Annotated in this window: 16 protein-coding genes; 15 read left to right on the top strand and 1 reads right to left on the bottom strand. The window is 31.7% G+C overall.

The genetic code is table 11. The annotated features are described in order from the left end of the window. The first annotated feature begins 64 nt into the window (after nucleotides 1–64). The 8 genes from B3040_RS04645 to B3040_RS04680 all read left to right on the top strand — a co-directional run bounded on the left by B3040_RS04645 (nucleotide 65) and on the right by B3040_RS04680 (nucleotide 8,337). Nucleotides 65–1,762 (top strand): peptide ABC transporter substrate-binding protein, encoded by a 1,698-nt coding sequence (locus B3040_RS04645; RefSeq protein WP_291570701.1) that lies wholly within the window; start codon nucleotides 65–67, stop codon nucleotides 1,760–1,762. A 177-nt stretch (nucleotides 1,763–1,939) separates the two neighbouring features. Beyond that, the gene (locus tag B3040_RS04650) at nucleotides 1,940–2,830 is read left to right on the top strand and encodes an NUDIX hydrolase (protein WP_291570703.1); all 891 of its coding nucleotides are present in this window, start codon (nucleotides 1,940–1,942) and stop codon (nucleotides 2,828–2,830) included. Nucleotides 2,831–2,850: 20 nt separating this feature from the next. Continuing rightward, nucleotides 2,851–3,648 carry a ribose-phosphate pyrophosphokinase gene (locus B3040_RS04655; protein WP_291570704.1) on the top strand — a complete coding sequence of 266 codons (798 nt, stop codon included), beginning with the start codon at nucleotides 2,851–2,853 and terminating at the stop codon, nucleotides 3,646–3,648. A 13-nt stretch (nucleotides 3,649–3,661) separates the two neighbouring features. Beyond that, nucleotides 3,662–4,210, top strand: coding sequence for a cysteine hydrolase family protein (locus tag B3040_RS04660; RefSeq protein WP_291570706.1), 549 nt, complete (start codon nucleotides 3,662–3,664; stop codon nucleotides 4,208–4,210). Nucleotides 4,211–4,212: 2 nt separating this feature from the next. Next, nucleotides 4,213–5,682 (top strand): nicotinate phosphoribosyltransferase, encoded by a 1,470-nt coding sequence (locus tag B3040_RS04665; RefSeq protein ID WP_291570708.1) that lies wholly within the window; start codon nucleotides 4,213–4,215, stop codon nucleotides 5,680–5,682. A gap of 21 nt (nucleotides 5,683–5,703) precedes the next feature. Next, the gene (gene nadE, locus B3040_RS04670) at nucleotides 5,704–6,435 is read left to right on the top strand and encodes an NAD(+) synthase (protein ID WP_291570710.1); all 732 of its coding nucleotides are present in this window, start codon (nucleotides 5,704–5,706) and stop codon (nucleotides 6,433–6,435) included. 463 nt (nucleotides 6,436–6,898) lie between these two features. Further along, nucleotides 6,899–7,465, top strand: a complete 567-nt coding sequence (locus B3040_RS04675; protein WP_291570712.1) for a GNAT family N-acetyltransferase — start codon at nucleotides 6,899–6,901, stop codon at nucleotides 7,463–7,465. Between the two features lie 77 nt (nucleotides 7,466–7,542). Beyond that, the gene (locus B3040_RS04680) at nucleotides 7,543–8,337 is read left to right on the top strand and encodes a GNAT family N-acetyltransferase (protein ID WP_291570714.1); all 795 of its coding nucleotides are present in this window, start codon (nucleotides 7,543–7,545) and stop codon (nucleotides 8,335–8,337) included. 103 nt (nucleotides 8,338–8,440) lie between these two features. Here the strand turns inward: B3040_RS04680 and B3040_RS04685 are convergent, their stop codons facing one another. Continuing rightward, nucleotides 8,441–9,217 (bottom strand): DeoR/GlpR family DNA-binding transcription regulator, encoded by a 777-nt coding sequence (locus tag B3040_RS04685; RefSeq protein ID WP_291570716.1) that lies wholly within the window; start codon nucleotides 9,215–9,217, stop codon nucleotides 8,441–8,443. 260 nt (nucleotides 9,218–9,477) lie between these two features. Between B3040_RS04685 and B3040_RS04690 the strand changes: the two genes are divergently transcribed. From B3040_RS04690 to B3040_RS04720, 7 genes are all read left to right on the top strand, one after another. Then, nucleotides 9,478–9,909 carry an SF0329 family protein gene (locus B3040_RS04690; RefSeq protein WP_291570718.1) on the top strand — a complete coding sequence of 144 codons (432 nt, stop codon included), beginning with the start codon at nucleotides 9,478–9,480 and terminating at the stop codon, nucleotides 9,907–9,909. A 130-nt stretch (nucleotides 9,910–10,039) separates the two neighbouring features. Continuing rightward, nucleotides 10,040–10,189: a hypothetical protein gene (locus tag B3040_RS04695; RefSeq protein WP_291570720.1), complete on the top strand. Its 150-nt coding sequence runs from the start codon at nucleotides 10,040–10,042 to the stop codon at nucleotides 10,187–10,189. A gap of 234 nt (nucleotides 10,190–10,423) precedes the next feature. Next, nucleotides 10,424–10,837 (top strand): NUDIX hydrolase, encoded by a 414-nt coding sequence (locus tag B3040_RS04700; RefSeq protein ID WP_291570722.1) that lies wholly within the window; start codon nucleotides 10,424–10,426, stop codon nucleotides 10,835–10,837. 24 nt (nucleotides 10,838–10,861) lie between these two features. Next, complete coding sequence (locus B3040_RS04705) at nucleotides 10,862–11,887, top strand: DUF1835 domain-containing protein (RefSeq protein WP_291570725.1); 1,026 nt, start codon at nucleotides 10,862–10,864, stop codon at nucleotides 11,885–11,887. Between the two features lie 13 nt (nucleotides 11,888–11,900). Further along, nucleotides 11,901–12,443, top strand: coding sequence for a GNAT family N-acetyltransferase (locus tag B3040_RS04710; protein ID WP_291570726.1), 543 nt, complete (start codon nucleotides 11,901–11,903; stop codon nucleotides 12,441–12,443). Nucleotides 12,444–12,706: 263 nt separating this feature from the next. Next, nucleotides 12,707–13,024 carry a MazG nucleotide pyrophosphohydrolase domain-containing protein gene (locus B3040_RS04715; RefSeq protein ID WP_291570728.1) on the top strand — a complete coding sequence of 106 codons (318 nt, stop codon included), beginning with the start codon at nucleotides 12,707–12,709 and terminating at the stop codon, nucleotides 13,022–13,024. A 79-nt stretch (nucleotides 13,025–13,103) separates the two neighbouring features. After that, on the top strand, nucleotides 13,104–14,066 hold the full coding sequence (locus tag B3040_RS04720) for an NAD(P)H-dependent glycerol-3-phosphate dehydrogenase (protein ID WP_291570730.1): 963 nt from the start codon (nucleotides 13,104–13,106) through the stop codon (nucleotides 14,064–14,066). Nucleotides 14,067–14,089 lie beyond the last annotated feature (23 nt).

Raw genomic sequence — 14,089 nt, forward strand, 5'->3', positions numbered from 1 at the left:
ATGAATAATATGGGGATTATTCATTGATTTATGAGAATGTAAACATAAAGAGGGGGAAATGGGATTGAAAAGTAAAAAATTATTAGCAACTTTAATTGTTATGTCAATGGTATCAACCACTTTGCTAGTGGGATGCAAAAAAGGAGATGCAAAGGAATCTAATAAGGATAATAGTACAGCACAGGAAACAAAGATGGACAAAGAGCAGTTTTTAAATATTGTTCTTGCTGCAGAACCTAAAACTTTAGATCAATCAAAATCTACAGATTCAGTAGCTTCTCAGGTGTTAACAAACACTCAGGAGGCCTTAACAAGAATTACTGTGGACAAGGATGGAAAGGATAAGATAATAGAAGGTGGGGCAAAAGAATGGAAACAGTCTGAAGATGGATTAAAGTGGACTTTTACTTTAAGAGATGCAAAATGGAGTGATGGTAAACCAATTACAGCTAAAGACTATATATATGGAATTACTAGAACCCTAGATCAAAAAACTGGATCTCAATATGCTTTTCTATTATATCCTATAAAGAATGCTAATGAGTTTAATACTGGTAAAGCAAAGGCTGAGGATTTAGGAATTAAGGCTGTTGATGACAAGACAATTGAGTTCACATTAAGCTCACCTTGTGCATATTTCTTAGATTTGACATACTTTAAGGTTATGCAGCCTCAAAGAGAGGATATTTTAACACAGCACGGAGAGATGTATGGAGCTGAAGCTAATACAATGGTGTTTTCTGGACCTTTTACAATAAAAAATTGGGTTCACAATAATACAGTTGAACTAGAAAAAAATCCAGAATACTGGGATGCTAAAAATGTAAAATTAGAAAAAGTAACTATGAAAATTATAAAAGAAGAAACTTCAAGAATGAATGAACTTTATAATGGCTCTTTGGATAGTGCAGGAGTATCTAAGCAAGAGTGGATAGATAAATTCAATGGAACTGGAAAGTTTGATGTTAAGAAAGGATATGATGGTACAGGTTTTTATACACTATTCAATCAAAAAAATAAGCTTTTTAGCAATGAAAAAGTTAGAAAAGCCTTTATTATAGCAGAAGATAGAGAAGGAGTAGCAAAAACATTATATAGAGGGTTAGCAGAGCCAGCATATGCTTGGTGTCCACCTGGAATACAGATAGATGGTAAAGACTTTAGGGACAAAGTTAATCATAATTTGGTAGAAGAATTAAAGAAGCAACATCCTGATGCAAAAACTTTACTATCAGAAGGGTTAAAAGAGCTTGGATTAGATCCGGATCCATCAAAACTTAATATCAAATATTTAGAGTCAGGTACAGATGCAAGATCCAAAGAATTCGCTGAATTTGCTCAGCAAAACTACAAGAGTAAGCTTGGTATAAATGTTGAGTGTGAATATGTTGAATGGGCGGTTTTCCAAAAGAGAACAGAGCAATATGAGTTTGAGATTGCAGGTAGTGGATGGACTGGAGATTACAACGACCCAAATACCTTCTTTGATTTGTTTATAAGTAATGCTGGAATAACTAATACAGGATGGACAAGTGAAAAATATGATAACTTGATCAAAGAGGCAGCGAAAACTACAGATATGGAGAAACGAACTAACTTATTTAAAGATGCAGAAAGGCTTCTTGTGTATGAAGATGGCGTAATTTCACCTCGTATATGGAGATTTAAAAATACTTTTATAAGAAAATTTGTTAAAAATTATGCAGCTCCAACCTTTGGAACTATAGATTTAAAATATACTTATACTGAAGGTAGAGAATAATATAAAAGCAGTGCTTAGGCACTGCTTTTATATTATAAAAAGATTCCTAAGTTTACATAAATTTAAAAAAGAAAATTTTAGAAAGGCTCATTGACATATAGTGGTAGAAGTTTTATAATAAACACATAATATCAGATTGATATTATCTAAGTGAAATTAAATTTAGGAGGAATTGCCTTGGATAACTTTTTTATAAATAAGGAAGAAGAGTTCCTAAAAAATTATGATGAAAATCAGTATGAAAGACCCAGTGTTACCAATGATATTTTAATATTTACAACAGAGGATATAGAAGAAGATAATCTTAGAAAGGTACCCAAAAAAGGTATGCAGGTTATTTTAATTAAGAGAGAAGACTACCCTTATAAAGATAAATGGGCTCTTCCAGGAGGCTTTGTTCAAATGGAAGAGAGCTTAGAAGAGGGCGCGAAGAAAAAGCTTAGGGAGAAGACAGGAATAGATAAAGTGTATACTGAGCAGCTTTATACCTTTGGGGATGTAGATAGAGATAAAAGAACAAGAGTTATTAGCGTAGGAAATCTTGCATTAGTTGAAAAAAGTAGTATAAAAATTAAAGAAATCAAGGATGATAAAAAAAGTCAATGGTTTTGGGTAGATAAAACTCTTTTAAGCTGTGAAAAACACCAAGAGTATATAGAAAAGAAGCATATTTTAAAGCTTAAGTCTCATGACGGAAAAGTAACCATCAATTATGAGGTTATAGAGAAAGTAGGGAGAGATGTTTTTAGAAGAAAAGAAACTTCCTATAAACTAATAGAGAATTCCACAGAAGAATTAGCCTTTGATCACTATAAGATTTTAGATTATGCCATTGATAGATTGAGAAACAAAGTAGAGTATACTCCAATTGCCTTTAACCTTTTACCGAGGATTTTCACAGTAAAAGAGCTTCAAAATGTTTATGAAGCTATTATGGGAAGAGAAATTTTAAATTTTAGAAGAAAAATGGGAGATATGATTATTGAAACTGATGAAAAATTAGAAGGTAGACCCTTTAGGCCTGCTAAAATGTTTAAGTTCAATGAGAACTGGGAACATAATTTTTAAAAAAGTTAGGGTGGTATAAAATGATTTATTTCAATGATGAGAAGCTAGAGGTTAATAAATTTCCTAATGGGGAGTCCTTTATTAAAAGTGAGAGTTTAAAAATTAAAGAAGGATTTAATGAAATAAAAGTTAAATTTGAAAATGATGAAGATATTACTCACTTAATGTTCTTAAAGTATCATTTAGACGAACTAAGAATAAAGTGCAATTTAGTTATTCCATACATGCCGTATAGTAGAATGGATAGAACAGAAGGCGTAATGATTTTTACTTTAAAACATTTATGCAAGACAATTAATAGTTTAAACTTTGAAACTGTGACAATTTATGAGCCTCATTCAGAGGTAACCACTGCCTTGCTAGATAGAGTTAGGGTAGTGAATATGACTAAGGTTTTAACAGAAGAGCTTTTAAAGAATTTAAATGGGGGAAAAGAAGACGTTTATTTGGTTTATCCTGATGCTGGTGCTGCTAAAAGATATGGTAAAGAAATAAACTATGAAAATATATTAACAGCAAATAAAGAAAGAGATTTTAAAACAGGCTTCATAAAAAGTCTTGAAATTAATGGTCATGTGAAGCAAGCGGGTTTTAAGGCAATTATAGTAGATGACTTATGTTCAAAGGGTGGAACCTTTATGATGACAGCTAGTAAGTTAAAGGAAATGGGAACTAGTGAAATCTATTTAGTAGTTACCCACTGTGAAAATACAATTTTTGAAGGAAACTTACTAAATAGTGACTTAGTAAAGGGTATTTATACAACTAATAGTATTTTGAGCAAAAAACATGAAAAAATTAGGGTTTATGAAATATAGGGAGGTATTTATAATGGGGAAATTGTTAGTAGTTATTGATTATCAAAAGGATTTTGTGGACGGAGCACTAGGCTTTGAGAAAGCTACAACCCTTGAAGAAGGCATTTATAACAAGGTGAAGGAGTATTTAAAGGCAGGAAATAAAGTAATATTCACCTATGATACTCACTTTGAAGATTATCTGCAAACTAGAGAAGGAAAAAACTTGCCAGTTAATCATTGCCTTAAGGGCAGCGAAGGTCATAAATTGTATGGAAGATTAGGGGAGTTTTCAAAGTCAAAAAATACCCTTCATTATGAAAAAAGGGGCTTTGGGATTTCTCCAGAGGACATGATTAAAATAGCAGAAGAAATTGGTGAAGAGGTTGGAGAAATTCAATTCGTGGGAGTTGTTACTAATATTTGTGTAATCAGCAACGTGGTTTTATTCCAGTCTCAATATAGAAATGCAGAAATTATAGTTGATGGAAGTCTTTGTGCAAGTTTTGACCCTTCACTTCATGAAAAAGCATTAGATGTAATTGAAGGGTTACAGGGAAAAGTGATTAATAGGGGGAAATAACTATGATAAATCCAATGCTATTAACGGATTTTTATAAGACAATTCACCATATGTGTTATGCAGAAGGCATGACTAAATTAGTAAGTTACTGGACTCCTAGAATGTCTAGAAAAGAGCACATGGATAAGGTGGTTATGTTTGGACTTCAGCCTTTTATTAAAAAGTATTTAATCCAGTATTTTAATGATAACTTCTTTAAAAGAGATAAGGAAGAGGTTATCAAGGAGTATAAGAGAATTATTTATAGTACCTTAGGAAATATTGCTGCTGATACAAAGCATATAGAAGCTCTTCATGATTTAGGATATTTACCTATACAAGTTAAAGCTATAGCGGAAGGTGCAAGGGTAAATATTAAAACTCCAATGATTGAAATTACCAACACCCATGAAGATTTTCCATGGCTGGTGAATTATTTAGAAACTTTTATGAGCTGTAATATATGGCAGTCTATGACCAGTGCCACAATTGGTTATAGATATAGAGAAATAATAGAAAAATATTTTAGCTTAACAGTGGACAATGGAGAGGTGAGAAGGGGTTGTGGAGATTTTAGTATGAGGGGTTTTAGTTCTGTGGAGAGTGCAGAGCTTAGTGGAGCAGCTCATCTTCTCTCTTTTCTTGGAACTGCAACTATTCCAGCCATTGCTTACCTTGAAGAATATTATAAGTGTGATGTGGAGAAGGAATTAGTTGGACTTGGAACACCTTCCACAGAGCACAGTGTAATGTGTAGCTATGGAGAGGATGAGTTTTCAGCCTATAAAAGATTAATCACAGAAGTGTTTCCAAGGGGAGTTTTAAGTATAGTTTCAGACACTTATGATTATTGGAGAGTAATAACTGAGATACTTCCAAAATTAAAGGAAGAAATTCTAAGTAGAGATGGAAAGGTTGTCATTAGGGGCGATAGTGGAGATCCTATAAAAATAATATGTGGTGATAGTAGTGCTCCAAGAGATAGTGAAGAATACAAGGGAACAGTAGAGCTGCTTTGGGATATATTTGGAGGAGAAATTAACTCTAAGGGCTATAAGGTGCTAAATAGTAAAATAGGTGCAATTTATGGAGATAGCATTACTATTGAAAGGTGCGAAGAAATTTGCAAAGGGCTTATGGAAAAGGGGTTTGCAGTTAATAATTGTGTTTTTGGAATTGGTTCTTACACTTATCAATATAATACTAGGGACACCTTTGGTTTTGCATTAAAAGCAACTCATGCTGTGATAGGGGAAGAAGAAAGATTCATCTTTAAGGCTCCTAAAACAGATAAAGACAACTTTAAAAAATCTCAAAAGGGGATGTGTTATGTGTTTAAACAAGGGGAAGATATCTTATATAAAGATGAATTAACCTTAAAACAACAAGAAAGTTATAAGGATAATTTACTAGAACTAGTATTTAAGGATGGAGTGTTAATTAAGGATTATTCCCTATCAGAAATAAGAAATAGACTACACGGAAAATTTTAAGTTTATAAGGAGGAGAAGGTAGTGAGAAAAGGTTTTAATGTTGAAAAGGTATGTGGAGAAATTATAACTTGGATTAGAAATTATTTTAAAGCTCAGCCAAGTGCTAAGGGGGCTGCAATTGGGATTAGTGGAGGAAAGGACAGCACTATTGTAGCTAAACTATTAGTTGAAGCCTTAGGGAAAGAAAGAGTATTTGGAGTTTTAATGCCTAATGGTGAGCAGAAGGATATAGAGGATAGCTTAAGGGTAGTTGAAATTTTAGGAATTAACTATAAAGTTGTGAATATAGAAAAGGCATATAAAGGGTTAGTGGAGGAAATTCAAGAAGATTTATCACAGGAGGCTAAAATTAATATACCACCAAGGCTAAGAATGACTACAGTGTATGCAATTGCTGCAAATCTTCATTACAGAGTATGTGGTACAGGAAATAAATCAGAAGCATTTGTAGGCTATACAACAAAATGGGGAGATAGTGCTTACGATTTTAACCCAATTGGAGATTTAACTACAGAGGAGGTTGTAGCTGTTGGGGATTATTTAGGATTACCCTATGACTTAGTGCATAAAACTCCTAGTGATGGATTAAGTGGAAAATCAGATGAAGAGAAACTAGGCTTCACCTATAAGCAAATTAATGAATATATAGAAAATGGAAGCTGTGGAGATAAAGAAATAGATGAGAAGATCAAGTTGAAAAATGAATATAATAAGCATAAGCGAGCTTTACCACCAAAATGCGAGATAGAGTAATATAAGCTTAATGATTTTCTTAAGCAGTATGAGTTCATTTTGAGGATTTGTATAGTTAGTTTTAATTTTAGATATTGTGTTTAAGATGAACCTTGTATTTNNAAATACAAGGTTCATCTTAAATTTTAACAATCCTTAATTTTCTATAAGTTGTAATATTACTTTTATAGAGGGGTTATTTAAAAAAGTTTATACTAGATAAAAGACAATGTATTGTAAATCACTGCATTTATTCTATTTAGAATATTGAGTTTTAGCCAATATGAGCTTAAAAGTAACGAAGTAAAAAGGTTTTACATAAATAGGTATTTACATGATTATGTGAATGTTGGTAATATATTCCTAGGGGTATTAATCAAGGATTACTATGGATTTAAGAGCAAGATTTAAAAATCGATAAAAAATCATAAGGTATTTAATTTGATTATTATATTTTATGTCATATTTAAGGGGAGTTGGTTTAATGAGTTATTTAAGAAAAATAGTGGGGGAAAAGTGTTACTTATCACCAGTAGATGGCAATGAAGCAGAAAAGGTAGCTAAGTGGAGTAATGATATTGAAGTTGCAATTAGAACTGGTGATATATCGGATATGATTTCTTACGATACACAAAGAGAATATCTTTTAAACATGAATAATAGCAGAGGCTATGCCTTTTACATTGTAAGAGCAGAAGATAATGAAGTCATTGGAATAGGAAGACTTATGAGAATAAACTATATAAACAGAAATGCTGTTATGGGTATGTTTATCGGAGAGAGAAGCAACAGAAATAGAGGCATAGGCTCAGAAGCTACTAAATTAATACTAGATTTTGGCTTTAATGTACTTAATTTAAGAAACATAATGATTGAAACCTTTTCCTTCAATGAGCCAGCAATAAAAGCATGTAAGAAGTGTGGTTTTAAAGAAATTGGCAGAAGAAGAAAAGCAATTATATATGGAACTAATGAATATGATGAAGTTTACATGGATATTTTAAATGAGGAATTTCAAGATTCAATAATTAATAAGGTGTTAAATAAGTAGGCATGAAGGTAGAATGAGACAGGGGAAGCAAGCTTTAGGTGAATGAAGTAAGGACTAAAAGTCTATGGGGGTAAAAGATGATTTTGAAATTAAACGCTTCCCATCAAAATAAGTTAGAGAAATTTTTGATGGAAGAAAAGGAACTAAACCTATTTATAATAGGAGATTTAGAGAACTTTGGGTTCAATGAGGAGTTTATAGAGTATTGGGGAGAATTTAATGAAAATAATGATATCATTGCAGTTTTACTGAGATTTTATGATGATTTCACTGTTTACTCTAAGGGGGAATTTGATGCACTTGGGTTTTCTAAAATTTTAAAAGACTATAATTTTAGCTTATTAAGTGGGAAAATGTCTGTGGTAGAAAAGTTTTCTCACCATATAAAAGTTTATGGAAAGCGTGAAATGTATTTTGCAAAGCTAGATAAACTTGATAAATTATATAGTGGAGTATTACTAGAGGTAATACAACCTACTTTGCAAGAAGATGTAGTAAAGCTTTATGAATTATACACTATAATAGATGGAAGAGAAGATATAGAAACCTTAGGAAGACTAAAAAGTAAATTTTCAAGTAAAGGTGGAAGAGGGTATCATATAAAAAATCACAAGGGTGAAATGGTATGTAGTGCTGAAACAACAGCAGAAAATAAGCATTCTGCCATGGTTGTAGGAGTTTGTACAAACCCTAATTATCGCAATAAGGGCTATGCTACCGCAGTTGTTTCTAAATTGTGCAAGGATTTACTCTTAGAGGGCAGAACTCTTTGTTTGTTTTACGATAACCCTGCCGCAGGAAAGATATATAAGAATTTAGGCTTTGAAGAAATTGGTTTCTGGAGTTTATGGGAAGGCAAAGAAGGTAAGTAGAATATCTATAGTTTTTAAAAAATTACAGTGGCAATTTAAATATGCGTTACCTAAGTCTTAAAGAATAGCAAATTTAAAAGGGCAGGAAACCTGCCCTATAATTTTACTCTTTTTCTACCACGACAACATTAATTCCTTGTTCGTCAAAAGCAGCTAGGTCTTCCTCAGAGGCATCCCAATCTGTAATTAAGGTATCTAATCTATTAGCTGGACAAATACTTAATATTGATTCAAAGCCAATTTTTTCTGTAGGAAACAATCCGATTGTTTCTCTTGAACTATCAATTATAGCATTCCAGAAGGTGATTGCTACGGATTTTTGAATTGATAAACCAAACTTAGGAGATATAGAAGCAGAAGTAATGAAGCATTTATCAAATCTTAATCTAGTAATCATTTCAACGGCAAAGGCATCATAACAGTTGCCCTTGTTATCCATTTCTCCTCCTAAAAAAATTACAGATATATTATCCTTTTTCCTGAGTTCTTCTGCAATTATGATAGAATTTGTTACAGCTCTAATACGGATATCACTTGGTAAGTTTTGAGCTATAAAATAACCAAGGGTTGCAGAAGTTATAAAAACTACATCATTGTCCTTAATCATGGAAACAGCTTTTAGAGCTATTGAAAGATAGTTATCTTTAACAGAGGTTATATCTTTTGCTGTAGTTTTTGGTGGTTTACCTGATGCAACTTGTCTTGTAGGAATTGCACCACCATGAGTTCTTTTTAAAAGGCCTTTTTCTTCAAGTATTCTTAAGTCTCGTCTTGCGGAGTCAACAGATACGTTAAATTTTTCCTGAATTTCTCCAATAGATATTCTGCCATTTTCAGAGATAATGTCTAAAATAGCTTGGTGCCTTTCTTCAATAAACATAAAAATATACTCCTTCTTTAATAATTAAAGATAATTCATTGTGCACTGTGATTCATCTTTATTAATAGCATATCATGGTTATTCATGAATTTCAAGAATAATTTGGAAATAAAACTGAATAAACATTAACAAATAAGGAAAATCATTAATGAACATTAGAACTTATAATCTATTCCAAAGTTATGATTTCCCATAGCAAGATATTAATAAAAATAAAACTAATCAAATTACTATAAAATAATATAAGGAGATAAAAATATATGTGGAGTAAGACAAAAAAACAATTGGAAAGTTTTTTATGTGATTCTTTGAAGTCAAGAGTAGAATATTTTTGTTCAAATTATAGAATGCATGATGGAATAGGAAGAACTTATATTACTGTAGATGGGAAAGAAGTCTACAACATGTGTACATTAAAAAGAGATTATTATAGAACACCCGTAGAAGGAACATACTCTCAGGTAGAATTTATTGATACAGCATGGATTTACTTTAATACACCCATAGAGGAGTGCTTACAAACACAAAACCCCATTTTAAAAATTTTAGTTATATTAGATAGAAGAATTGGAAAAAGAACTTTAATAGGCATGAAGGAGCATATAGACAATGAAGAAGAGATAGTGAAGTATTTTTATAGGCTAAGGTGTAGTGCAGAGGGAATTGAAAAAGATATAAACAGAAAAATATAGGATGGGTGATGGAATGGAGTTATATTATAAAGAAAAATGTTTGTATTAATTAGATAAACTATGTATATTGCATAGGAAACTAAGGGTATCCATTGCTAGAGCCTTAATAAGAAATTCCAATATACTACTAATGGACGAACCCTTTAACAATTTAGATAGCAAAGGAAGAGAGTTAATTGAAGAAATTCTTAGAGATGAATCAAAAACCATTATATTTATAACTCATGACTATGAACTGCTAAAGTATGCTGATTTCATTGTGGATATGGGTGTTAAGTAAGAAAGGTTAATATGTAAACCTTAAAATAATAGGGGGTAAGTTAATTAAAAATAGGTCATTAAAAAGGTTGATTATCTAATTGGATATTCAACCTTTTTTAATCATTTGGTTAACTTTATTTACTACAAAAGGGGTTAAGAAACATTGTAATTAATGTAAAAATAATACATACTATAACTATATTCAAGTAAAAGAACGTAATTATAGATATTACTTAAAATATAGGGGGCAATTATGCAAGGATATAATGTAATAGTTGTTTGTGACAATAACTGTAAAAAACTACTATTGTGCAAAAGAAGAAAAGAGCCATACAAAGGATTGTTAAATTTAGTTGGGGGTAAGATACAAGCTAATGAAGAAGGCTTAGAAGCAGCATACAGGGAACTTGAAGAAGAAACAGGAATTTCAAGAAGGGACATAAATTTAACTCACTTAATGGATTTTACCTATTATATTCATAATTGTTACTTGGAAGTTTATGTTGGAAAGTTAAATAGAGAATTTAAAGTATTTGGAGATGAAAATGAATTATTATGGACAAATTTTAATAATGACTTTTTTGATATGACTAAATTTGCGGGAGAAGGAAATATTGGTCACATTATTGAGCATGTAAAAATGTCAAAGGATATACTTTTAAGGTAACAATTTTGTAAAGTGGAGGATTCTATGATTAATATTATACATATATGTTTTTCAGACAGTGCGGGAGGGTGTCTTAAATATGCTATCAGCACAAACAAACTATTAGTAGGAAATAAGGTTATGACCTTTTGGGATGATATTTCAAATGGGTATATAGGTAATGGAGTAAATGTACAGGAAAGAATTAAATGGCTTAATAAGATTTTTGGAGAAGACGACACGTACTCTTTTAAGGATGAGGAGCTACATCAATATTACTCAAGTTTTAAGAATGGTATTTCAAAAATTAGTTGTTCAGACACTGTGTATTTATGGTATGGAAACTCTGGCAATGAACTTTGTGCCATGCTTTATACCTTAGAGCTTTTAAAGGGGAAAACCCCTAATTTATATCTTATAAACGTTTCTGATGTAATTTATGAAAACTCTTGTGGTGAGGTATTCTCATACAGAGCAGTAGGAGAAGTTGTTGCTGAAAAGCTTCAATTCTTTATTAATTTAAAAAGAAAAGTTGAACCTAAAGAATATGAGGACTTGATGAAGCAATGGGAGTTATTGAAAAGGGATAATTCATTACTTCGATTATTTAAAAATGGTAAGGTGGAAAGTGTAAACGAAGACTATTTTGATATAGATATATTAAAGTACACTGAGAGGGAATTCAATAGGGCAGCAAGAACTGTAGGAACTGTATTGGGTTTAAGTGAAACTCCTATTTCAGATTCCTACATATTTTGGAGAGTGAAAGAGCTCGTCAAAGCAGGTTTGTTAGAGTTTAGGGGAAAGTTTGGAGTTATGAGAGAAATGGAAATTAAAACAACTGAAAAGGGGCTTGAATACTTAAGTACTAATAAAGAGGCAATTCGGCTTTGGAAAACTAGAGAAGAGGAATCTGATAGAAAAAGTGAACTTTTAGAAGAAGGTAAAAGACAAGGAAGAATGGAAGAAAAGGTGGCTATAGCTAGGAAGCTTATTGGAGTTTTAGATAATGAAATTATTGCAGAAAAAACAGGCTTAACTGTAGGACAGGTTAAAAATCTTAAAAACTAATGGAGGGTAGCATATGCTTATTGATAACAAAGAGATTCATCACAAAGGACTTTCGTGGAAACTACGTTGTGCTAAAGAGGAAGATGCAGCTGAGCTGTCTAAATTACGAGTAGAAATTGATGGAGAAACTGAAAACCTTGATAGAGAGTCTGGAGAAGGGTTTCTAAGCAAAGAAGATTTTGAAAATATTATTTATATAGATTCAATTGCTGAAAGAAATATATTTTTGGTAGCAGAAGTAGATGGAAAAATTATTGGATTTGCAAGAGTAGAAGGAAATAAACTAAGTAGGTTTAGGCATAAAGCAGAATTTGGCATATGCATATTAAAAGAATACTGGGGTTATGGAATTGGCACAGTGTTATTAGAAAATATTTTAATGTGGGCAGATAGTGTAGGAATTAAGAAAGTTTCGTTAGCCGTGGTAGAAACAAATGTAAAGGCAATTGAACTATATAATAGATATGGTTTTGTTGAAGAAGGATTATTAATTAATGATCGTATTCATAAGGATGGAAAATATTACAATACTGTTATTATGGGAAGAATTCGTTGAAACCCACATAAATACTATATCTTCTTTTATTGAAATCTAGTTATAAATATAAGAATAAATATTTATAACTAGACTGCAATATTGGTTTAACACATAATAGGACTGTGGTATAATGATTATGTTAATATTGTTGAATTATTTGATAAGTATAAAAGGAAGCCTTATATCTGTTAGGATATAAGGCTTCCTGCTTAAGTAATTAATTTTATATTAGAATTTAAAGTTATAGATAGGATATTTATAGTTTGAAAGGGCGGATAAAGATGAGGTTACAACATATTCAAGAAGTAGTAGAAAGCTTTACTGAGAGCAAGGGAATGAATTCAAATGTTAATGTGAGAATTATTGACTTAGTATCTGAAGTTGGAGAGTTATCAAAGGAAGTTTTGAAGGGAACTGCCTATGGTAACAAGGTTTTTAGTAAAACTGAAGAATGGAATAGTGAGGTTGGGGATGTATTATTTTCTCTTATCTGCTTAGCTAATGAAACTAACACTAATTTAGAAGAATGTTTAAACCAGGTACTTAATAAATATGAAAAAAGATTTAATAGTAAAGGGGATTTAGGCTCAGGAAGGTAATTGAGTTTAAATTAATTTTATAAACATGGAGTTTGATTATTAAAGAGTAAGTATATTTTATAAGTTTGAGGTGATTAAAATGAATATTTCAGTTTTAGGATGTGGCAGATGGGGTACCTTTTTAGCTTGGTATGCGAGTAAAATTGGTCATAAGGTATCACTTTGGGGAAGAGAAGGCTCAGCAAATCTTCTTCAGTTAAAGGAAAAAAGAAAAAATGAATATTTAACTATACCTGAGGAAATGAAACTGACAAATTCTTTAGAGGAGGCAGTTTCCTTCGCAGATATAATAATTATTTCAATAAGTGCTCAACAGTTACGTAATTTAGGTAAGCAATTAAAGTTATTACCTGATGCGCAAAATAAAATATTTGTTTTGTGCATGAAGGGACTAGAGGCGACTAGTGGAAAGAGATTGTCTCAAGTTTTTAAGGAAGAAGTAGGTTCTAGTGTGAATTTAGCAGTTTGGCTAGGACCAGGACATGTTCAAGATTTTGTTAGGGATATACCAAATTGTATGGTAATAGGCAGTGAAAATATAGAAGTAACCAAGACTATTGTTAATACATTCAATAGTGATTTGATTAGATTCTATTATGGGCAAGATCTCATTGGAAATGAAATTGGAGCTGCCACTAAGAATGTAATGGGAATAGCTGCAGGTATGCTAGATGGACTTAACTACAGTAGTTTAAAAGGTGCATTAATGGCAAGAGGCACTAGGGAGATATCTCGACTTGTGAGAGCCATGGGAGGAAATGATATTACTATTTATGGATTAAGTCATCTTGGAGACTATGAGGCAACCTTATTTTCTCCTTTTAGCAACAATAGAAGATTTGGAGAAGATTTTGTAGGAGAGAAAAGATTTAATAAATTAGCAGAAGGCGTTGCAACCATTGAGGCACTCCAGCAGTTATCAAAACAATATGATGTGGAATTGCCAATTTGTGATGCTTTAGCTCAGGTAATTTTCAATGAAAAAGAAGCCGCCCAGACACTGTTAGATTTATTTTTAAGACCAGTTAAATTTGAATTTTAATAGGTGGTGCAATAAATTAAGGA

The sequence above is a fragment of the Clostridium sp. UBA4548 genome, from assembly GCF_002387895.1.
Taxonomy (GTDB): domain Bacteria; phylum Bacillota; class Clostridia; order Clostridiales; family Clostridiaceae; genus Clostridium_J.

Coding starts and splice junctions, on each gene's coding strand:
- B3040_RS04665 (WP_291570708.1), top strand. CDS start 4,213: ATGATAAATCCAATGCTATTAACGGATTTTTATAAGACAATTCACCAT.
- B3040_RS04660 (WP_291570706.1), top strand. CDS start 3,662: ATGGGGAAATTGTTAGTAGTTATTGATTATCAAAAGGATTTTGTGGAC.
- B3040_RS04705 (WP_291570725.1), top strand. CDS start 10,862: ATGATTAATATTATACATATATGTTTTTCAGACAGTGCGGGAGGGTGT.
- B3040_RS04685 (WP_291570716.1), bottom strand. CDS start 9,217: ATGTTTATTGAAGAAAGGCACCAAGCTATTTTAGACATTATCTCTGAA.
- B3040_RS04680 (WP_291570714.1), top strand. CDS start 7,543: ATGATTTTGAAATTAAACGCTTCCCATCAAAATAAGTTAGAGAAATTT.
- B3040_RS04690 (WP_291570718.1), top strand. CDS start 9,478: ATGTGGAGTAAGACAAAAAAACAATTGGAAAGTTTTTTATGTGATTCT.
- B3040_RS04695 (WP_291570720.1), top strand. CDS start 10,040: ATGGACGAACCCTTTAACAATTTAGATAGCAAAGGAAGAGAGTTAATT.
- B3040_RS04720 (WP_291570730.1), top strand. CDS start 13,104: ATGAATATTTCAGTTTTAGGATGTGGCAGATGGGGTACCTTTTTAGCT.
- B3040_RS04675 (WP_291570712.1), top strand. CDS start 6,899: ATGAGTTATTTAAGAAAAATAGTGGGGGAAAAGTGTTACTTATCACCA.
- B3040_RS04655 (WP_291570704.1), top strand. CDS start 2,851: ATGATTTATTTCAATGATGAGAAGCTAGAGGTTAATAAATTTCCTAAT.
- B3040_RS04710 (WP_291570726.1), top strand. CDS start 11,901: ATGCTTATTGATAACAAAGAGATTCATCACAAAGGACTTTCGTGGAAA.
- B3040_RS04715 (WP_291570728.1), top strand. CDS start 12,707: ATGAGGTTACAACATATTCAAGAAGTAGTAGAAAGCTTTACTGAGAGC.
- B3040_RS04700 (WP_291570722.1), top strand. CDS start 10,424: ATGCAAGGATATAATGTAATAGTTGTTTGTGACAATAACTGTAAAAAA.